This is a genomic window from Burkholderia sp. BCC1644 (assembly GCF_902833225.1).
Taxonomy (GTDB): Bacteria; Pseudomonadota; Gammaproteobacteria; order Burkholderiales; family Burkholderiaceae; genus Burkholderia.
Map to the genome: position 1 here is coordinate 75031 of NZ_CADFEI010000019.1, position 19158 is coordinate 94188.

Sequence of the window (19158 nt, forward strand, 5' to 3'; positions counted from 1 at the left end):
TTTGCTTTTATAATGCGCGGACCATGAAGCCGGCCGTCCCCGCCGGCGGAGAACCGCATGAAACAGACGATATTGCGCGCGCTGCTCGTGACGCTGCTGACCGGCAGCGCGGCGGCCGCGCGTGCCGACCAGGCCGACGGGCTCGCGCTGGCGCAGCGCAAGAACTGCATGGCCTGCCACGCAGTGAGCAAGCCGCTGATGGGCCCGTCGTTCCGCGACATCGCCGGCAAGTACGCGGCGCGCGGCGACGCCGTCGACTACCTGGCCCAATCGATCGTGAAAGGCAGCGTCGGCGTATGGGGCAACGTGCCGATGCCCGCCAATACGCAACTGACGAACACCGAAGCCCATACGCTCGCGCAATGGGTGCTGTCGCTGCGCTGAACCGGATGCCCCGGACGGCGATCGCCGTTGCGCCGGGCGCTGCCGACAGGCGGGCCTGTACCGGCTGCCCGGCCCCCTGAAGGCCGCCTCACGGGTACGGACTGGAACCGCCCCCTCTTTCCCGCCACGGATCGACCGTGCGCTCAGCCGGAATGACTGGCGCGGCGGCGTGCGATCTCTTCATCGACCGCGTCACGGACCCAATCCATGACCTCGGTTTCCAACGCGAGCGCCACCTCACGCGTCACCTGGCCGACGAGCCAGGCCGAATGCTCATGCAGCGCGTCGCGACAGCGCGCCTCGATCGCGTCGCGGCCCGCTCCGGTCAAATAGTTCGTCAGCCGATTGCGCAGGCGCTCGGCGATATGCTGCGCGTCCTCCGGCGTCAGCCCCGCGGCAGCGGCTACATCGGGCTGCGGCACCACGGCCGGTACGACCGCCTCCGGCAGCGCCGTTTCGGGCGCCTGCCCGGCCGCTTCGTGCGCCATCACGGCAGACACGTGCTGCGGCACGGCGTCGTGTGCCAGCGACGACTGCAGCGGCGCATTCATCACCACCACGTCTTCGGCGACCACGTGCTCCGCGGCGCCCGGTTCGGCCGGCGCATCGGTCTCGCCCATCGCGGCCGCCTCGGCGGTCGCCACGTCGCCCGGCAGCTCGATCGCCGGCACGTGCGGCGTCGGCACCGGCTCGACGACGACGGCTTCGGGGTCGGCCCCGGTTTTCATGGAATCACCTGACGCGATCACGTCGGTGAGCATCGGAATCGCCGCGCGGTCATGCGGCTGCGGCGGCGGCGCGTCGGGCGCGGACGCGCGCGCCGGCACCGGCTTGCCCGGCACCAGCACGTCGGTCAGCGTCGGGATCGAGGATGAATCGGCTTCTGTCACGGCAACACTCCGTCGACGGTTGCGGCTAGCTGCCCTGCTTGTAGTTGTTCAGCGCGTACCCGCGGTCGCGGTAGAACCGGTAGCGGTCACGGCCCGCGGCCAGTTCGTCCGGCGCATTGCCGACCACTTCGAGCAGGCGCTCGAAGCGGGCGAACTGCGCGGGCACGGCCGCGCCGAGGTTCAGCAGCACGTGGTGATGCGGCGCGCGGTCGAGATCGGCGGCCAGCACGATCGGCGTGCCGGCTGCGTGCTCGCTGTCGACACCGCAATGCGGGATGAAATCGAGCGGCGAGAACGTCCAGAGCTGCTCGTCGAGCGCGCGCAGGCGCGCGGGCTCGGCGAGCACGACGACCGGCTGCCCGGCCTGGTAGGCCTTGCGCAGCAGCCGGCACGCGTACGCGAGCGAATCGCCGACGTTCGAGTGGAAATCGATCCGCGTCATTGCCCGCCTACCCGCATCGTCGTCAACACCGCCATCACTGGCCGGCGCGGTCGATCAGGAACTGCGCGAGCAACGGCACCGGACGGCCCGTCGCCCCCTTCGCCGCGCCACCCTTCCATGCGGTGCCCGCGATGTCGAGGTGGGCCCACGGATAGCTCTCGGTGAAGCGCGACAGGAAGCACGCCGCCGTCACGGCGCCGGCCGGACGCCCGCCGATGTTCGCGAGATCCGCGAAGTTCGACTTCAGCTGGTCCTGGTACTCGTCGTCGAGCGGCATACGCCATGCCGGGTCGTTCGCTTCGCGCGATGCGTCGAGCAACTCGCCTGCGAGCGCGTCGTCGGTCGAGAACAGGCCGCTGTTGTGGCCGCCCAGCGCGATCACGCAGGCGCCCGTCAGCGTCGCGACGTCGATCACCGCCGCCGGCTTGAAACGCTCGGCATACGTGAGCGCGTCGCACAGGATCAGGCGGCCTTCGGCGTCGGTGTTCAGCACTTCGATCGTCAGGCCCTTCATGCTGGTGACGATGTCGCCCGGCTTCGTCGCGTTGCCGCCCGGCATGTTCTCGCAGGTCGGCACGATCGCGACGACGTTGATCTTCAGGCCCATCTCGGCGACCGCGCGCATCGTGCCGAGCACCGAGCCCGCGCCGCACATGTCGTACTTCATCTCGTCCATGCCCTCGCCCGGCTTCAGCGAGATGCCGCCCGTGTCGAACGTGATGCCCTTGCCGACCAGCACGACCGGCGCGGCCTTCGCGGCGGCGCCCTGGTAGTGCAGCACGATGAATTGCGGCGGCTCGACCGATGCACGCGCGACCGACAGGAACGAGCCCATCTTCAGCGCCTGGATCTGCTTGAGCCCGAGGACTTCGGCCTTCAGGCCCCAATCCTTCGCGATCTTCTTCGCGGTGTTGCCGAGGTAGGTCGGCGTGCAGACGTTGCCGGGCAGGTTGCCGAGATCGCGGGTCAGATCCATCCCGTTCGCGAGCGCGACGGCCTGCTTGACCGCGACCTTCGCGGCCTTCTCGTCGGCCGGGTCGACGCTGAACACGACACGCTTGAGCGTGTGCGACGCCGGTTCCGGCTTGCTCTTCATCTGCGTGAAGCGGTAGGTCTCGTTGCGCAGCGCGAGAATCGCGGCACGCACGCCCCAGTCGGAGCTGCGCTCGTCGACCGGCAGTTGCGCGAGCGAGAACGTGACCTGGACCACCTTGGTCGCCAGCAGCGCGCGCCACGCGGCCGTCACTGCGTCGTTATAGGCTTTCTGATTGAAAGCATCCTGCTTGCCGAGGCCGACGAGCAGCACGCGCGATGCGCCGATGCCCGACACTTCGTGCAGGAACAGCGTCTTGCCGCGCTTGCCGTCCATGTCGCCGGCCTTCACCACGCGCGAAATCAGCCCCTTGGTGGCCGTGTCGATGTCGAGCGCCGCGCCCGAAAGCGTCTGCGCCTCGAAGATGCCGAGCACGATGCAGTCGGATTTCCCGGTCAGGAACCCCTTGGCCTCGCCTTTGCTCCAATCACAGCCTTTTATGCTAAAGTCCATCGCGCTTGTCCTCGGATAAAATCTGGGCTAAGGATGAAAGCCGCAATTATCCGCTATTTTTCCCCCGGCGGCGCGAGCGCTCCACCACGCGTGCGCAGCCTCCCGCCCTCTTCTCATCAAGAATGATCTTCGAACGCTCCCTCCAGCGCGAGCTTGCGTATACGGCTGGCGCCGTGTTCATGGTGCTGCTCACGATCATGCTCACGACGATGATGATCCGCATCGTCGGCTACGCCGCGTCCGGTGAAATCGATCCGCGGGACGTGCTCGTGCTGATCGGCCTGACCGTGATCGGCTACCTCGCCGTGATGCTCGTCGTCACGCTGTTCGTGTCGATCCTGTTCGTGCTGACCCGGTGGTACCGGGACTCCGAAATGGTGGTGTGGCTCGCGTCGGGCGTGAGCCTCACGCGCCTCATCAAGCCGATCGGCGTGTTCGCCACGCCGATCATCCTGCTGATTGCCTTCTTCGCGTTCGTCGGCTGGCCGTGGTCGAACCAGCAAAGCAAGATGATCAAGGCACGCTTCCAGCAGCGCGACGAGATCTCGCTGCTCGCGCCGGGCCAGTTCCGCGAGTCGGCCGCGAACCACCGCGTGTTCTTCATCGAGAAGATGACGCCCGACCAGAGCAAGGTGCAGAACGTGTTCGTCACGTCGACCGAGAACGGCAAGGTCAACGTGGTCGTGTCGCAGACGGGTCACACGGAAACGCACGACGGCAGCCGCTTCGTCGTCCTGGAGGACGGCCGCCGCTACGACGGCACGCCCGGCCAGCCGAACTTCAAGATCATGGAGTTCGAGCGCTACGGCGTGAAGATCACGAGCACGCCGGTCACCAACGTGCCGACCACGAACAGCACGCCGACGCTCGACCTGCTGCGCAACCCGACGCGCGACAACCTCGCGGAATTCGCGTGGCGCGCGGGGCTGCCGCTGATCGCGATCAACCTGCTGGTGCTCGGCATCCCGCTGTCGTACCAGAACCCGCGCCGCAGCCGCACGATCAACCTCGTGATGGCCGTGCTGATCTACCTCACGTACTCGAACCTGCTGAACGTCGTGCAGGCGCAGATCGAGCAGGGCAAGATGTCGTTCGGCGTCGGCCTCGTCGGCCTGCACCTCGTCGTCGCGGCGATCGTCGCGTTCATCTTCTGGTTGCGCGTGCGCAATCGTCCGCTGTTTACACGCGCGCTGTTCGGCCGCTCGGGAGCATGATCGATGCGGCTCTATGAAAAATACTTCGCGCGACAGATCTACGTCACGTTCGTCTTCATCCTGTTCGCGTTCTCGGGCCTGTTCTTCTTCTTCGACCTGATCAGCGAACTGAACTCGGTCGGGCACGGCAACTACAAGTTCGGCTACGCGGTGCTGCGCGTCGCGCTGCAGACGCCGTCACGCTTCTACGAGATCATCCCGGTCGCCGCGCTGATCAGCGCGATCTACGTGTTCGCGCAAATGGCCGCGAACTCGGAATTCACGATCTTTCGCGTGTCGGGTCTCGCGACCAACCAGGCGCTGCGCTCGCTGCTGAAGATCGGCATACCGCTCGTGATCGTCACCTACCTGATCGGCGAATTCGTCGGCCCGTACGCCGATCAGTTGTCCGAACGCGTGCGGTTGCAGGCGCTCGGCGCCTCGGTGTCGTCGAACTTCCAGTCGGGCGTGTGGGTGAAGGACACGCTCGCGGCCCGCGACAACGGCGAGCAGGTCACGCGCTTCGTCAACGTCGGCAGCCTGTCGCCCGACTCGACGATCAGCAACGTGCGCATCTACGAATTCGATTCGAAGTTCCAGCTGCAGAACGTGCGGATCGCGCAAACGGGGCGCTACGAGCCGCCCGGCCACTGGCTGCTGAAAGGCGTCACCGAGACCGAGCTGACGCCCATCAAGCCGATCAGCGGCCAGCCGACCGACGCGCTGAACCCCGTGTACCGGTCGCAGCAGGTATCGCTGCCCGAATACCGGCTGCGTTCGGACCTGACGCCGCAGATCCTGTCGGTGCTGCTCGTGTCGCCGGAGCGCATGTCAATCATCAACCTGTTCCGGTACATCCAGCACTTGCGCGAGAACCAGCAGGACACGCAGCGCTACGACATCGCCCTGTGGCGCAAGCTGCTGTATCCGTTCGCCGTGTTCGTGATGCTCGTGCTGTCGCTGCCGTTCGCGTACCTGCACACGCGTGCGGGCGTGGTCGGCATGAAGGTGTTCGGCGGCATCATGCTCGGCATGAGCTTCCAGCTCCTCAATACGCTGTTCTCGCACATCGGCACGCTGAGCGCGTGGCCCGCGCCGCTCACCGCGGCGACACCGGGGCTGATCTATCTCGCGCTCGGCCTGTTCTCGCTCAAGTGGGTCGACCGGCACTGAGCGCCGCGTCATGACGGAGGCTTCGACATGAGTTCGCACGGCATCGTCCTGTTCGGCCACGGCGCCCGCGATCCGCGCTGGGCCGAGCCGTTCGAGCGGCTCGCCACGCGGCTGCGCGGCGCCGGCTCCCCTGCCCCGCACGTGTCGCTCGCGTTCCTCGAACTGATGACGCCGTCGCTCGCCGACGCCGTCGCCACGCAGGTCGCCGCCGGCTGCACGCGCATCACCGTCGTGCCCGTGTTCTTCGGCCAGGGCGGCCATGTCCGCCGCGACCTGCCGCAGCTCGTCGATGCATGCCGCGCCGCGCATCCCGCTGTCGAGATCCGCTGCGCGACGGCCGTCGGCGAAGACGACGGCGTGCTCGACGCGATCGCCCGCTACTGCATCGACCAGCTCGGCAGCGACGCGTAAGCCACGTATTTCCCGCACACAAAGAAAAAGCGCTGGCAGATGCCAGCGCTTTTTTCGTTTCGGACTGCGGTCGAGCCGCCCTCAGGCGGCATTGCGCATCGGATCCCCCGCTTTCGCCTGCCGTGCGCGCTCGGCGAACGCATCGCCGATCATCAGCAGGCTCGGTTCCGCGGGATCGAGCCACGCCTGCGCGTCGCCCGCCGCCATCTGCGCAAGCGTCAGCGTCAGCGAGCGCTCGCGCGCGGTGCTGCACGCCTCGACGATCGCGACGGGCGTCGCCGGCGCACGGCCGGCGTCGATCAGTTCCTGCGCGATGCCGGGCGCGCTGTCGCGGCCCATGTAGTAGACGATCGAATCGGCACGCGCGGCTTCGCGGATCTCGTCGCTGCCCGGCGCGCGGCTGTGCGTCGCGAACGCGACGCTGCGCGACACGCCGCGCAACGTCAGCGACCGCTTCAGCGTCGCCGCACCGGCCAGCGCCGCGGTGATGCCCGGCACGACCTCGTAGTCGATGCCGGCCGCTTCCAGCGCGCGCATCTCCTCTTCGGCGCGACCGAACAGCATCGGGTCACCGCCCTTCAACCGCACGACGCACGCGTGTTCGCGCGCCGCATCGACGATCTGCTTGTTGATGAAATGCTGCGCGGTCGAACGCTGCCCGCAGCGCTTGCCGACCGCGATCCGGCGCGCGTTCGGCGCGTAGTCGAGCATCGCGGGCTCGACGAGCGCGTCGTGCAGCACGACGTCGGCCTGCGCGAGCAGGCGCGCGCCGCGCACCGTGATGAGGTCCGCCGCGCCCGGCCCTGCTCCGATCAGATACACCTTGCCCATGTTTGTCGCTTCGCTTCGTCCGTGCGGACGTTTGCGTACGGCCCGCGCCGCCGTGTGGCGGCGCGGTTTGCCGCGCAGATTGACGATTACGCCGAGAACGCCCGGATCATGCCGGCGGCGACCGTGTGGTGCGTCGCTTCGTCGATCAGCACGAACGCGCCCGTGCCCGGATGCGCATCGTACGTATCGCAGACGATCGGCTTCTGCAGCGTCAGCGCGACGCGGCCGATGTCGTTCATCTTCAGGTCGTGGCGGTCGGTCGCGTGCGACAGCGTATGCACGTCGAGCACCTGCTTGACCGCGCCGATCTTCGCGAACACCGTGCTCGTGGTCTGCTTCAGCAGGTACTTGCGCTGCGGCGACAGCGGCGTCTCGTCGAACCAGCACAGGTCGGCCTCGAGCTTCTTGGCCGGCTCGACCGGCTCGGCGGTCGTGACGAACATGTCGCCGCGCGACACGTCGACATCTTCCTCGAGACGAATCGTCACCGTCTGGCCCGCGAACGCGTGCGCGACCGACGCGGTGCCGCCCGGCACCGGCGCGACGATCTCGGCGACCGTTGCCGTGCGGTTCGACGGCAGCACGACGATTTCGTCGCCGACCTTCACTTCGCCCGACTCGATCCGGCCCATGTAGCCGCGGAAATCGTCGGCCGAGCTGCCGTCCTGGCGCGCGACCCACTGCACCGGGAAGCGCAGCGCGTCATGCGCCTGCGTCTCGACCGGCAGCGACTCGAGCACGTCGAGGAGCGGCTCGCCTGCGTACCACGACATGCGCTCGCTCGCGCCGACGATGTTGTCGCCCTTCAGCGCCGACACCGGCACGAAGCGCACGTCGGTCAGGCCGAGCTGCTTCGCGAGCGTGACGTACGCGTCGCGGATCTCGTTGAAGCGCGCTTCGCTGTAGTCGACGAGGTCCATCTTGTTGATTGCGACGATCACGTGCTGCAGGCCGAGCAGCTTGACGATCGCGCTGTGGCGCTTGGTTTGCGGCAGCAGTTGCACGACGCCGTTCTCGACCGTGATGCGCGTCGCATCGATCAGGACGATCGCCGCGTGCGCGGTCGACGCGCCCGTCACCATGTTGCGCGTGTACTGCTCGTGGCCCGGCGTATCGGCGATGATGAACTTGCGCTTCGCGGTCGCGAAGTAGCGGTACGCGACGTCGATCGTGATGCCCTGCTCGCGCTCGGCTTCGAGGCCGTCGGTCAGCAGCGCGAGGTCGAGTTCGTCGCCGACCGTGCGCTTGTTCTTCGCGCGCGACAGCGCGGACAGCTGGTCGGACAGCACGGCCTTGCTGTCGTACAGCAGGCGGCCGATCAGCGTGCTCTTGCCGTCGTCGACGCTGCCTGCGGTGATGAAGCGCAGCACGCCGAGGTCTTCGGTGTTCTCGATGATGCTCATGATGTGAATGTCCTCGTGTGCTTCAGAAATAACCTTGCTTCTTGCGCGTTTCCATCGCGGCTTCGGACGCCTGGTCGTCCATCCGGGTCGCGCCGCGCTCGGTGATCTCGGTCACCGCCGTCTCGGCGATGATCTTCTCGACGTCGTCCGCGTCGCTCTCGACCGGGCACGTGCAGCTGATGTCGCCGACCGTGCGGAAGCGCACCTGCGCAAGCTCGCTCGACTCGCCTTCACGCATCGGCGTGAGCGGCGTGACGGGCACGAGCAACCCGTTGCGGCGCACGATCTCGCGCTGGTGCGCGTAGTAGATCGACGGCAGTTCGAGGTTTTCGCGTGCGATGTACTGCCACACGTCGAGTTCGGTCCAGTTCGAGATCGGGAACACGCGCAGGTGCTCGCCCTTGTGCAGGCGGGCGTTGTACAGGCTCCACAGTTCCGGGCGCTGCGCCTTCGGATCCCACTGGCCGAATTCGTCGCGGAACGAGAAGATGCGCTCCTTCGCACGTGCCTTCTCTTCGTCGCGGCGCGCGCCGCCGATCAGCGCGGTGTAGCCATGCTCCTCGATCGTCTCGAGCAGCGTGACGGCCTGCGCAGCGTTGCGCGAATCGGTTTCGCGGCGCAGCACGACCGTGCCGCGCTTGATCGAATCCTCGACGTGACCGACGACCAGCTCGGCGCCCAGTTCCTGCGCGCGACGGTCGCGGAAGTCGATCACTTCCTCGTAGTTGTGGCCCGTGTCGATGTGCACGAGCGGGAACGGCAGCGCCGTCTTGCGGTTCGCGCCGAGGCCGAACGCTTTCAGGGCCAGATGAAGCACGACGACCGAATCCTTGCCGCCCGAGAACAGCAGCGCCGGCTTGCTGCACTCGGCAACCAGCTCGCGCAGGATGTGGATCGACTCGGCTTCGAGCCAGTCGAGGTGGCCCATGCGGCTGTCCGCGCCGGTGGCCGGGGCAAAGGCGGATTGCTCGAGCGTCGTGCTCATGATTTCAGTCCTTCTCTTCTGGGTTCGTGCCGCCCGCTGTCGCGGGCGGCGCAATATTCAGTTTCTTGTCAGGCGTTCAGTGCGAGGCGCCGGCAACGGCTTCCGCAGGAATCGGCGTGATCGTGATGTGCAGGCCGCATTCCTTCGTATCGCGCGATTCCCACCACCAGCGGCCCGCGCGGCTGTCCTCGCCGGGACGGATCGCACGGGTACAAGGCTCGCAGCCGATGCTCGGGTAGCCGCGAGCATGCAGCGGGTTGACCGGCACGTCAAACGCGTCAAGGTACGCCCATACGTCGGCTTCCGTCCAGTCGGCCAGCGGGTTGTACTTCGCGATCCCGCGCGCGTCGTCCTGTTCTTCCTCGTGCAGCTCGGCCCGCGTGACCGACTGCTCGCGGCGCTGGCCGGTGACCCACGCGCCGACGTCGGCCAGCGCGCGGTTCAGCGGCTCGACCTTGCGGATGTGGCAGCACGACTTGCGCAGCTCGACGCTCTCGTAGAACGCGTTCAGGCCGTGCTCGGCGACATACTGGTCGACCGCTTCCGGTTGCGGGTGGAACTGCTCGATCTCGTAGCCGTAGCGCTCGCGCACCCGATCGATCATGCCGAGCGTTTCCGCGTGCAGGCGGCCCGTATTCAGCGAGAAGATGCCGATCGACACGCCCTTCGACAGGATCGCGTGCGTGAGCAGCATGTCTTCCGCCGCGAGGCTGCTCGCGAACTTCACCTTGTCGTGACGGGCACCGATCTGCGCGAGCAGCGCGTCGAGGCGCTCGACCTTCGCGGCGAGTTCCGGCGTCAGCGCGGTGGCCGTACTCATGCGTTCACCTTCGCGTCGGGCGTCGCTACGTCTGCCGCGCGACGGCGGAACAGCGGCGCCGGCTCGTCGAACGCGCCCTGGTAACGCTGCGTGAATTCCGTGAACGCGTTCAGCGCGTCGTGGATGTCCTTGTCGGCGCGCACCGCGAATGCGTCGAAGCCGCAACGCGACATGTACAGCAGCTGGTCGCGCAGCACGTCGCCGATCGAGCGCAGCTCGCCCGTCCAGCCGTGGCGCTCGCGCAACAGGCGCGCGATGCTGTAGCCGCGGCCGTCCGCGAAGCGCGGGAAATCGACGGCGATCAGCGAAATCGCGCCGAAGTCGGCCACGAGATCGGCCGGCTCGCTGTCCGGCGCGAGCCACACACCGAGTTCGTCCTTCGTCTTCGCGGCGACGAGCGCCGCGCGCTCGGCCTGCCACAATGCGAACGGCACTAGCACCTTGCCGGCCGGCAATGCGTCGACCGCGGGCAGCGCACCGTCTTCTGCCGCGCGCACGACCTGCCATGCGTCGTCGATCACTGCGCGGTTCTTGATAATCGAAGCCATCTGCTAATTCCTTGTACCCGGTTGGTTACGCGTTCACTGCCTGGCGCGCCGCATACACGCGCTCCTTGAACGGCGCGATGCCGATGCGGTCGTACGTATCGACGAAGCGCTCGCCGTCGATGCGCGATTCGACGAACGTGTCGATCAGCTTCGCGATGACGTCCGGCACTTCTTCCGCCGAGAACGACGGCCCGATCACGCGGCCGAGGCGCGCGCCGTTCTGGCCCGTGCCCTGCTCGCCGCCGAGCGACACCTGGTACCACTCGGCGCCGTCCTTGTCGACACCGAGGATGCCGATGTTGCCGACGTGGTGGTGACCGCACGAGTTCATGCAACCGGAAATGTTCAGCGACAGGTCGCCGAGGTCGTACACGTAGTCCAGATCGTCGAAACGCTGCTGGATCGCCAGCGCGATCGGGATCGACTTCGCGTTCGCGAGCGAGCAGAAGTCGCCGCCCGGGCACGCGATGATGTCGGTCAGCAGGCCGATGTTCGGCGTCGCGAAACTCGCCGCCTTCGCCTTTTCCCACACCGCGAACAGGTCGCGCTTCTTCACGTTCGCGAGAATCAGGTTCTGCTCGTGCGACACGCGCAGCTCGCCGAGCGAGTATTCGTCGGCCCAGTCGGCGACCAGCTCCATCTGCGCGTCGGTCGCATCGCCCGGCGCCACGCGGTGATCCTTCAGCGACAGCGTGACGGCGGCATAGCCGGCCACCTTGTGCGGCGCGACGTTACGCTCGACCCAGCGCGCGAACGCCTTGTTCTCGAGCAGGTGCTGTTCGAACGATGCGTCGGTATCGGCCAGCTTCTCGTAGACGGGCGGCTGGAAGTACTGCGACACGCGATCGACTTCCGCCTGCGTGAGCGTCGACGGGCCGTCCTTCAGGTGCTGCCACTCTTCCTCGACCTGCTGCGCGAACTTCGCCGGCGACAGCGCCTTCACGAGGATCTTGATCCGCGCCTTGTACAGGTTGTCGCGGCGGCCGTAGCGGTTGTACACGCGCAGCACGGCTTCGCAGTAGGTCAGCAGATGCTGCCACGGCAAGTCTTCCTTGATCACCGCGCCGATGATCGGCGTACGGCCGAGGCCGCCGCCCGCGAGGATGCTCGCGACCACTTCGCCCTGCGCATTCTTCTTCAGGTACACGCCGAGGTCGTGGATCTGCACGGCCGCGCGGTCGTCCTTCGAGCCCGACACCGCGATCTTGAACTTGCGCGGCAGCCACGCGAATTCGGGATGGAACGTCGACCACTGACGCAGGATTTCCGACCACGGACGCGGATCGATCTCTTCGTCCTGCGCGACGCCGGCGAACTGGTCGGCCGTGATGTTGCGGATGCAGTTGCCCGACGTCTGGATGCCGTGCATCTGCACCGACGCGAGCTTCGCGAGGATCTCGGGCGTGTCTTCCAGCTCGATCCAGTTGAACTGGATGTTCGAGCGGGTCGAGAAGTGGCCGTAGCCGCGGTCGTGTTCGCGGGCGATGCGCGCCAGCATCCGGAGCTGGTCGCTGCGCAGGTTGCCGTACGGAATCGCGATGCGGTGCATGTACGCGTGGCGCTGCATGTACAGGCCGTTCTGCAGGCGCAGCGGACGGAATTCTTCTTCGCTCAACTCGCCCGACAGGCGGCGGCGCACCTGATCGCGGTACTGCGCGACACGCTCGTCGACGATCGTCTGGTCGTATTGGTCGTACTGATACATTCGGGGACCCCAGGGGTTTTCGTGGTGACCGCGCGACGTCCTAGCCACGTCGCGCCCGAATCTCCGTTCCGCCGTCACCGCCCCCATCCGCCACCGGATGGATTGCTAATGACGAAAACAGATATCCATATTTGAAAAACTCCGGTGAATCGTAATAAACTCGCCTTATATTTCAAACGACTAAAAAATTCTGTTGATATGCGGAAGGGTTATAAATGAACCTGCACCAATTTCGCTTCGTGCGCGAGGCCGTCCGGCAGAATTTCAACCTCACCGAGGCCGCGAAGGCGCTCTACACGTCCCAACCGGGGGTATCGAAGGCGATCATCGAGCTCGAGGACGAGCTCGGCGTGGAGATCTTCACGCGGCACGGCAAGCGCGTGCGCTCGCTCACCGAGCCGGGCAGGATCATCCTCGCGTCGGTCGAGCGGATCCTGCAGGAGGTTGAGAGCCTTAAAAGGGTCGGGAAGGATTATGCCGCACAGGATCAGGGCAACCTGACCATCGCCGCGACCCACACGCAGGCCCGCTACTCGCTGCCGGCCGCGATCGCCGAATTCAAGAAGCGCTTCCCGAAGGTGCACCTGTCGATCCTGCAGGGCAGCCCGACGCAGGTGGCCGAGATGGTGATCCACGACCAGGCCGATCTCGCGATCGCGACCGAGGCGATCTCCGACTACAAGGAGCTCGTGTCGCTGCCCTGCTTCCAGTGGCATCACGCGGCCGTCGTGCCGGCCGACCATCCGCTGCTCGAACGCAAGCCGATCACGCTCGACGATCTCGCGCAGTACCCGCTGATTACATACGAGGGTGCGTTCGCGGGCCGCAAGAAGATCAACCACGCATTCGCGCTGCGCGGGCTGTCGCCGGACATCGTGCTCGAGGCGATCGACGCGGATGTGATCAAGACCTACGTCGAACTCGGCCTCGGCGTCGGCATCATGGCCGACATCGCGTTCAACCCGGAGCGCGACCGCAACCTGCGGCTGATCCCGGTCGGCCACCTGTTCGGCAGCAACGTGACGCGCGTCGCGCTCAAGCAGGGCGCCTACCTGCGCAGCTATGTGTATACGCTCGTCGAACTGCTGTCGCCGACGCTGACCCGCAAGCTGATCGAACAGGCGCTCAAGGGTGAAGCCGAATCGTACGAGCTCTGAGCCGCGTGTATAAACGGAGGGGCGCATATCGCGCCCCTTTTTGCTGCCCGACGGAGATTCCCGCATGACGCTTCCCGCCCTGCTGCGCCGCGCCGCCGGCGCCGCCCTCTTGCTGGCCTGCGCGGCCGCGCAGGCCGACCTGAAGGTCGGTGTCGACCTGTCGTCGACCGGCCCGGCCGCCGCGATCGGCATCACGAGCAAGAACGCGATCCTGATGTGGCCGAAGACGATCGCCGGGCAGCCCGTCCAGGTGACGGTGCTCGACGACGCGTCCGATCCGGGTACCGCGGTGCGCAACATCCGCAAGCTGGTCGACGAGGATCACGTCGATGTCGTCGTCGGGCCGAACATCACGCCGGCCGCGCTTGCGGCGCTCGACACGGTCGCTGCCGCGCAGACGCCGATGATCACGCTGGTCGGCTCCGGCGCGATCGTCGAGCCGCAGGAAGGCGCGCGGACCTGGGCGTTCAAGATGGCGCAGAGCGACCGCGCGATGGCCGACGTGATGACGCGCTACATGGCAAACCACGGCGTGAAGACGGTCGGCTTCATCGGCTTCGCGGACAGCTACGGCGACAGCTGGCTGAACGAATTCACGCGCTTTGCCGATCTGCGCAAGATCCGCGTCGTCGCGACCGAGCGCTTCAACCGCACCGACGCGAGCGTCACGGGCCAGGCGCTGAAGCTGATCGCGGCGAAGCCCGACGCGATCCTGATCGCGGGCTCGGGCACGCCGGCCGTGCTGCCGCAGCGCACGCTGATCGAGCGCGGCTACAAGGGCCCGGTCTACCAGACGCACGGGATCGCGACGCCGGAATTCATCAAGCTCGGTGGCAAGGATGTCGACGGCACGCTGTTTCCGACGCAGCCGGTGGTCGTCGCGCGTACGCTGCCGGCCGACCATCCGGCCCGCAAGGCCGCGCTCGCATTCGTCGACGCATACGAGGCGAAGTACGGCGCCGGCACGGTCACGCAGTTCGCGGGCGACGCGGCGGGCGTCTACCCGCGCCTCGCCGACGCGGTCGGCCGCGCGCTGAAGGCCGCGCAGCCCGGCACGCCCGCGTTCCGCGCGGCGCTGCGGCGCGAGCTGGAACGCGCGCACGAGCTCGTCGTGCCGAACGGTGTCGTCAATGCCAGCGACAAGGATCATGTGGGGCTCGATCAGCGTGCGAGCGTCATGGGGATCGTGAAGCAGGGCCGGTTCGTCTACCTGAGCCAGTGACTGCGCGACCGGCACGCCGGGCAGCTTGCCCGGCGTCTGGATTTCGGACATAATCCGCGTTTCGCCGCGCACAATCGCATGCGCGGTCAGGATCAAGCCCAGGTGGTGAAATTGGTAGACGCAGGGGACTCAAAATCCCCCGCCGCAAGGCGTGCCGGTTCGATTCCGGCCCTGGGCACCAGTATTTCGCAGCGCCATGCGCTGCACCGTCGAAACCCGCGCAAGCTCACTGCTTCGCGGGTTTTTTGTTTTGGCCGCACGCGATGCCCGCCGCAACGCGCGCCCTCCCGCGACGGTCCAAGCATCAGGGAACGCAGCAAGGAGGCAAGCCATGTCCAGGCGCGTCATTTCAATCCCGATCCGCGTCGGCGTGCTCGCCGCGCTGCTGTCGATCATGTTGGGCGGATGCGACCTGCTCCGCGAGCCGCCCGTACCCGACTGGCCGGGGCCGCATGCGCCCTACCCGTTCCCGGACAACATTCCGCATCGCACCGAATGACCGCATCGGACGGCCGCGCGCCGCGGCACGGGCCGCGCGTTCAGTCGTGCTCGCAGAACCGCAGGATCGCGTCCGCGACGGCCGCCGGCGCCTCGCGTTGCGGAAAGTGCCCGGCCGCATCCACGATCCGCCGCTCGTAGCGGCCGGCGAAGAACCGTTCGCGCCCCGCCGAGCTGTCCGGATGATTGCAGGCATCCGCGCCGCCGTGCAGCACGAGCGTCGGCACCGCCAGCACGGGCGCCGGGTTGAGCCGCGCATTGTCGTCGGCATAGGCCGGTGTGCCCGGCGCGAAACCCCAGCGATGCCGGTACGAATGCAGCACGACGTCGATCCAGTCGGGCCCGTCGAACGCGTCGGCCGCCACGTCGAAATCGCTGTCGCGATACCAGCCGGGCGGCGACCACGTGTCCCACATCAGGCGGGCAAACGCACGGCGATCGTCGCGCAGCGCCTGCTCGCCGCGCGGTGTCGCCATGAACCAGTGATACCAGTAGTTGCGCGCCTGCTGCAACGACAGCGGCTGGCCGGGATCGTTGGTGCCGTAACCGACCGACAGCATCACGAGATGCGAAGCGGCACCGTCACGCAGCCCGCACGCGTTCGCGGCCGCCCGGGCGCCCCAGTCATGCCCGACCAGCACGGGCCGCTCGACACCGAGCACATCGACGAATTCGAGCAGGTCGCGCCCGAGCGCCGCGAGCTCGCCGCTGCGCGGCACGGACGCATCGCGAAAGCGCGTCGGCGCAAAGCCGCGCAGCGCGGGCGCCAGCACGCGGTAGCCGCGCCCGGCGAGCGCTGCCGCCACCGCTTCCCAGCCGACGGGACTGTCCGGCCACCCGTGCACAAGCACGGCCACGCGCTCGCCGCGCGGGTTCCATTCCAGATAGGCAATATCGAGCGACGCGGTCGTCGCATGCGCATGGGTCGTCATCATGTCCTCCGTTGGGTCAGCCTGAGGGCACGATGGTAGGCCGGCCTTTCATCACGATTCACGGAGTATCATGATTCATTCTTTGAATTTCACGTTGAATCGATTGATGGAACCGCTGACCGATCCCGCGTCGACCGCACTCGACATCACGCTGCTGCGCACCTTCCTCGAAGTCGTCGACAGCAGCGGATTCGCGCCGGCGGCGGAACGTCTCGCGCTCACGCCCTCCGCCGTCAGCGGCCACATCAAGCGGCTCGAACAGGCCGCCGGCACCGTGCTGCTCGCGCGCACGACGCGCCGTATCGCGCTCACGCCGGCCGGCGACACGCTGTACGCCTACGCGCGCAACATCGTCGACATGGAGCGCGAAGTGCGCGCGCGGCTGCGCGGCGCGCCGGCGCACGGGCCGCTGCGGGTCGGTGCGTCGGAGGACTTTGCCGGTGCGTGGCTGCCGCACGTGCTGCGCACGTTCCGCGACCGCCACCCGCGTATGGCGATCGAGCTGAAGGTCGGGATCACTGCATCGCTGCTGCGCGAACAGACGCTCGGCCGGCTCGATGTCGTATTCGGCAAGCAGTGCCGGCAGGTCGACACGCCGGGCGAATTGCTGTGGGAAGAGCCGCTCGTGTGGGCCTTCGCGTCGGACCGCGCGCTCGACGCCGGCGGCGAAGTGCCGCTCGCGCTGTTTCCGCAGCCGTGCGTCTATCGGGAAGCGGCCGTCGCGGCGCTCGCCGCCGCGCTGCGGCCGTTCCGCGTGCTGTTCGAGAGCAGCAGCATGGCCGGCTGCGTGTCGGCCGCGCTCGCCGGCTTCGCGGTCACCGCGCTCGCGCGCAGCCAGTTGCGCGACGGCCTGCGCGAATGCGGGCCGCAGGACGGCCTGCCGGCGCTGCCGGCCGCGCGCTTCTATGCGTTCGCGGCGAAGCTCGACGGCCCCGGCGCGGCGTTGATCGACGCGGTGCGGGACGCCGGGCGCCACCGGCAGTTCGCGGCGCTGGACGACTGAAACGTACGCGACGGCTGGCGCGATCAGTCGCCGTCCGCGCCCTGCCCGGCCGCCGTCTCCGTCAGCGCATCGGCCATCAACTCGCCGAACCACTCGATGAATGCATTGAGCCGGCGCGACCGATGGCGGCGGTGCGGATACACGGCCGACACGTCCATCGGCTCGGCTCGGTAGCCGGGCATCACGTCGACGAGCGCGCCGCTTTCCAGCAGATGTTCGACGTCGAACCGCGGTATCTGGATCAGCCCCATGCCGGCAATGCAGCCGGCGATATAGGTTTCGGCGTTGTTGACGATCACGCGGCTCGGCAGCGTCAGCGTGTGGCGCTGGCCGTCCGCGCAGTATTCCCACCCGAGTTCGCGCCCCGTCGTCGGCGACGCATAGCCGATCGCCCAGTGCCCGTGCGCAAGCGCATCCGGGCGCTCGGGAACGCCGCACTCGCGCAGATAGTCGGGGCTCGCGCAGTTGATCAGCGTGAACTGCCCGAGCGGCCGCACGACGAGGCTGCTGTCCGCGAGCCGCCCGACGCGGATCGCGCAATCGACGCCTTCCTGCACGAGGTCGATCGAGCGGTCGGTCGAGCCGAGCGACAGTTGCAGCTTCGGGTAGCGGTGGAACAGTGACGGCAGCGCGGGCGCGACGACACGGCGCGCGATCCGGCTCGGCACGTCGACGTTCAGCCGTCCGACGACGTCGCGGTCGCGGCGGCGAAACAGGCGGTCGAGATCGTCGGCTTCCGCAAGCAGGCGCCGGCCGCGTTCGAGCAGCAGCGTGCCGTCGGCCGTGAGCTGCACCTGGCGCGTCGTGCGATGCAGGAGGCGCGTGCCGAGCCCCGTCTCGAGCTGCTGGACGGCCGCCGACACGGTCGCGCGCGGCACGTCGAGCGCATGCGCGGCCTTGATGAAGCTGCCCATTTCGGCAACCTGCAGGAAGATTCTGACCTGATCCAGCTTGTCCATCGGCAGGGAACGTGGGTTCGGACGACCGTCGCCGCCAGCCGCTGCACATCGCGGCAAGGTCGGCGGCACAGAGAAAACGGGCGCGCGGCTGCACGCCCGTTCATTGTCCACGCAAACGCGTCATTGCGGTGGGCCGCGCGGCCCGTGAGCGGCCCGGTTACTTGGTCGTATAGCCGCCGTTGATCAGGATCGTCTGGCCGGTGATCCACCAGCCGTCGGTCACGAGATGGCGGATGAACGGCACGACGTCCTCGATGTCGGTCAGGCCCGTCTTGCTGAACGGCGACAGCGCGGCCGCCGTCTTGTGATACGCAACCGCATCGGCGCCTTCGGCCGGATAGAAGAACGGCGTATCCATCGGGCCCGGCCCGACGGCGGTCACCGAGATCCCGCGTGCGCCGTATTCCTTCGACGCCGCGCGCGTGAAGTGCTCGACCGGCGCCTTCGACCCTTCGTACGCCGCATAGAACGGCGTGAACGCGCCGAGCAGCGACGTCACGAGCGTGACGAGCTTGCCATGATCCTCGAGGTGCCGCCCGGCCTCCTTGATGAAGAAGAACGCAGACTTGCTGTTGACCGCGAACATCTCGTCGTACTCGGCCTCGCTGATCTCGGTGAACGGCTTCTTCAGCACCTTGCCGACCGTGTTGATCGCGATGTCGATCTTGCCGAAGCGCTGCTTCGCGTCGTCGAACAGCTTCTCGACCGCGGCGGCCGTGGTCAGGTCGGCCTGGAACGTTGCGGCTTGCGCGCCGGCCGCGCGCACCGCGGCGGCCGTCTCCTCGGCCTGCGCCTGCGACGCCGCGCTGTTGTAGTGAATCGCCACCGCCTTCGCGCCGTGGCCTGCCAGATCCCGCGCGATCAGGCCGCCGAGATTCTTGGCGCCGCCTGCGATCAGGACGACCTTGTCTGCGAGCGTGTGAGTTGCCACGGTTGACTCCTTTTTCCGTTGAACGAAGCTAGGAGTGTAGGCACGCGCGACGCGCCGGTCAGCCGGTCGCGGCTGGATGGATTATCCAGAAAAACGATCCAATCGGAGCGATGCTGTGTGGTCAG

20 protein-coding genes and 1 tRNA gene are annotated in these 19158 nt (G+C 67.4%); 9 read left to right on the forward strand and 12 right to left on the reverse strand.

Annotated features, from left to right (window positions below; translation table 11 throughout):
* Positions 1-57 precede the first annotated feature (57 nt).
* Positions 58-384 (forward strand): c-type cytochrome, encoded by a 327-nt coding sequence (locus HWX87_RS30150; RefSeq protein WP_176050653.1) that lies wholly within the window; start codon positions 58-60, stop codon positions 382-384.
* 143 nt (positions 385-527) lie between these two features.
* On the opposite strand, the gene HWX87_RS30155 is transcribed toward HWX87_RS30150, so the two are convergent.
* Genes HWX87_RS30155 through HWX87_RS30165 form a run of 3 tightly spaced genes read right to left on the reverse strand, consistent with a single transcriptional unit; the run spans position 528 to position 3262 of the window.
* Positions 528-1274, reverse strand: coding sequence for a DUF2486 family protein (locus HWX87_RS30155; protein ID WP_176050654.1), 747 nt, complete (start codon positions 1272-1274; stop codon positions 528-530).
* Positions 1275-1299: 25 nt separating this feature from the next.
* Complete coding sequence (locus HWX87_RS30160; protein ID WP_176050655.1) at positions 1300-1716, reverse strand: DNA polymerase III subunit chi; 417 nt, start codon at positions 1714-1716, stop codon at positions 1300-1302.
* A gap of 34 nt (positions 1717-1750) precedes the next feature.
* Positions 1751-3262, reverse strand: coding sequence for a leucyl aminopeptidase (locus HWX87_RS30165; RefSeq protein WP_176050656.1), 1512 nt, complete (start codon positions 3260-3262; stop codon positions 1751-1753).
* A 122-nt stretch (positions 3263-3384) separates the two neighbouring features.
* Between HWX87_RS30165 and lptF the strand changes: the two genes are divergently transcribed.
* The 3 genes from lptF to HWX87_RS30180 are packed head-to-tail and all read left to right on the forward strand — an operon-like array spanning position 3385 to position 6039.
* Complete coding sequence (lptF, locus tag HWX87_RS30170) at positions 3385-4476, forward strand: LPS export ABC transporter permease LptF (RefSeq protein WP_176050657.1); 1092 nt, start codon at positions 3385-3387, stop codon at positions 4474-4476.
* 3 nt (positions 4477-4479) lie between these two features.
* Positions 4480-5628, forward strand: a complete 1149-nt coding sequence (lptG, locus tag HWX87_RS30175) for an LPS export ABC transporter permease LptG (RefSeq protein WP_176050658.1) — start codon at positions 4480-4482, stop codon at positions 5626-5628.
* Between the two features lie 27 nt (positions 5629-5655).
* Positions 5656-6039: a CbiX/SirB N-terminal domain-containing protein gene (locus tag HWX87_RS30180; RefSeq protein ID WP_176050659.1), complete on the forward strand. Its 384-nt coding sequence runs from the start codon at positions 5656-5658 to the stop codon at positions 6037-6039.
* Positions 6040-6120: 81 nt separating this feature from the next.
* On the opposite strand, the gene cobA is transcribed toward HWX87_RS30180, so the two are convergent.
* The 6 genes from cobA to HWX87_RS30210 form a co-directional block, all read right to left on the reverse strand.
* Positions 6121-6870: a uroporphyrinogen-III C-methyltransferase gene (gene cobA / locus HWX87_RS30185; RefSeq protein ID WP_176050660.1), complete on the reverse strand. Its 750-nt coding sequence runs from the start codon at positions 6868-6870 to the stop codon at positions 6121-6123.
* Positions 6871-6956: 86 nt separating this feature from the next.
* On the reverse strand, positions 6957-8273 hold the full coding sequence (locus tag HWX87_RS30190; protein WP_176050661.1) for a sulfate adenylyltransferase subunit 1: 1317 nt from the start codon (positions 8271-8273) through the stop codon (positions 6957-6959).
* Positions 8274-8295: 22 nt separating this feature from the next.
* On the reverse strand, positions 8296-9258 hold the full coding sequence (gene cysD, locus HWX87_RS30195; protein WP_176050662.1) for a sulfate adenylyltransferase subunit CysD: 963 nt from the start codon (positions 9256-9258) through the stop codon (positions 8296-8298).
* Between the two features lie 76 nt (positions 9259-9334).
* A complete protein-coding gene (locus tag HWX87_RS30200; RefSeq protein ID WP_176050663.1) occupies positions 9335-10078 on the reverse strand; it encodes a phosphoadenylyl-sulfate reductase in 744 nt (247 codons plus the stop codon).
* Positions 10075-10626 carry a DUF934 domain-containing protein gene (locus HWX87_RS30205; RefSeq protein ID WP_176050664.1) on the reverse strand — a complete coding sequence of 184 codons (552 nt, stop codon included), beginning with the start codon at positions 10624-10626 and terminating at the stop codon, positions 10075-10077. Before HWX87_RS30205 ends, HWX87_RS30200 begins: the two co-directional genes overlap by 4 nt.
* Positions 10627-10651: 25 nt before the next feature.
* Positions 10652-12331 carry a nitrite/sulfite reductase gene (locus tag HWX87_RS30210; protein ID WP_176050665.1) on the reverse strand — a complete coding sequence of 560 codons (1680 nt, stop codon included), beginning with the start codon at positions 12329-12331 and terminating at the stop codon, positions 10652-10654.
* A gap of 215 nt (positions 12332-12546) precedes the next feature.
* Between HWX87_RS30210 and HWX87_RS30215 the strand changes: the two genes are divergently transcribed.
* The 4 genes from HWX87_RS30215 (at position 12547) to HWX87_RS30230 (ending at position 15209) form a co-directional block, all read left to right on the forward strand.
* On the forward strand, positions 12547-13488 hold the full coding sequence (locus HWX87_RS30215; RefSeq protein ID WP_176050666.1) for a CysB family HTH-type transcriptional regulator: 942 nt from the start codon (positions 12547-12549) through the stop codon (positions 13486-13488).
* A gap of 64 nt (positions 13489-13552) precedes the next feature.
* On the forward strand, positions 13553-14710 hold the full coding sequence (locus tag HWX87_RS30220; protein WP_176050667.1) for an ABC transporter substrate-binding protein: 1158 nt from the start codon (positions 13553-13555) through the stop codon (positions 14708-14710).
* Between the two features lie 96 nt (positions 14711-14806).
* Positions 14807-14891 (forward strand) — tRNA-Leu (locus HWX87_RS30225).
* Between the two features lie 150 nt (positions 14892-15041).
* Complete coding sequence (locus tag HWX87_RS30230; protein WP_176050668.1) at positions 15042-15209, forward strand: hypothetical protein; 168 nt, start codon at positions 15042-15044, stop codon at positions 15207-15209.
* A 40-nt stretch (positions 15210-15249) separates the two neighbouring features.
* On the opposite strand, the gene HWX87_RS30235 is transcribed toward HWX87_RS30230, so the two are convergent.
* The gene (locus HWX87_RS30235; protein WP_176050716.1) at positions 15250-16140 is read right to left on the reverse strand and encodes an alpha/beta hydrolase; all 891 of its coding nucleotides are present in this window, start codon (positions 16138-16140) and stop codon (positions 15250-15252) included.
* A gap of 106 nt (positions 16141-16246) precedes the next feature.
* On the opposite strand from HWX87_RS30235, the gene HWX87_RS30240 reads away from it, so the two are divergent.
* Positions 16247-17143 carry a LysR substrate-binding domain-containing protein gene (locus tag HWX87_RS30240; RefSeq protein WP_176050669.1) on the forward strand — a complete coding sequence of 299 codons (897 nt, stop codon included), beginning with the start codon at positions 16247-16249 and terminating at the stop codon, positions 17141-17143.
* A 23-nt stretch (positions 17144-17166) separates the two neighbouring features.
* On the opposite strand, the gene HWX87_RS30245 is transcribed toward HWX87_RS30240, so the two are convergent.
* Together HWX87_RS30245 and HWX87_RS30250 are read right to left on the reverse strand one after the other, a co-directional pair.
* Positions 17167-18102 carry a LysR family transcriptional regulator gene (locus HWX87_RS30245; protein ID WP_176050670.1) on the reverse strand — a complete coding sequence of 312 codons (936 nt, stop codon included), beginning with the start codon at positions 18100-18102 and terminating at the stop codon, positions 17167-17169.
* A gap of 157 nt (positions 18103-18259) precedes the next feature.
* Positions 18260-19033, reverse strand: a complete 774-nt coding sequence (locus HWX87_RS30250) for an SDR family oxidoreductase (protein ID WP_027785181.1) — start codon at positions 19031-19033, stop codon at positions 18260-18262.
* Between the last annotated feature and the right edge of the window lie 125 nt (positions 19034-19158).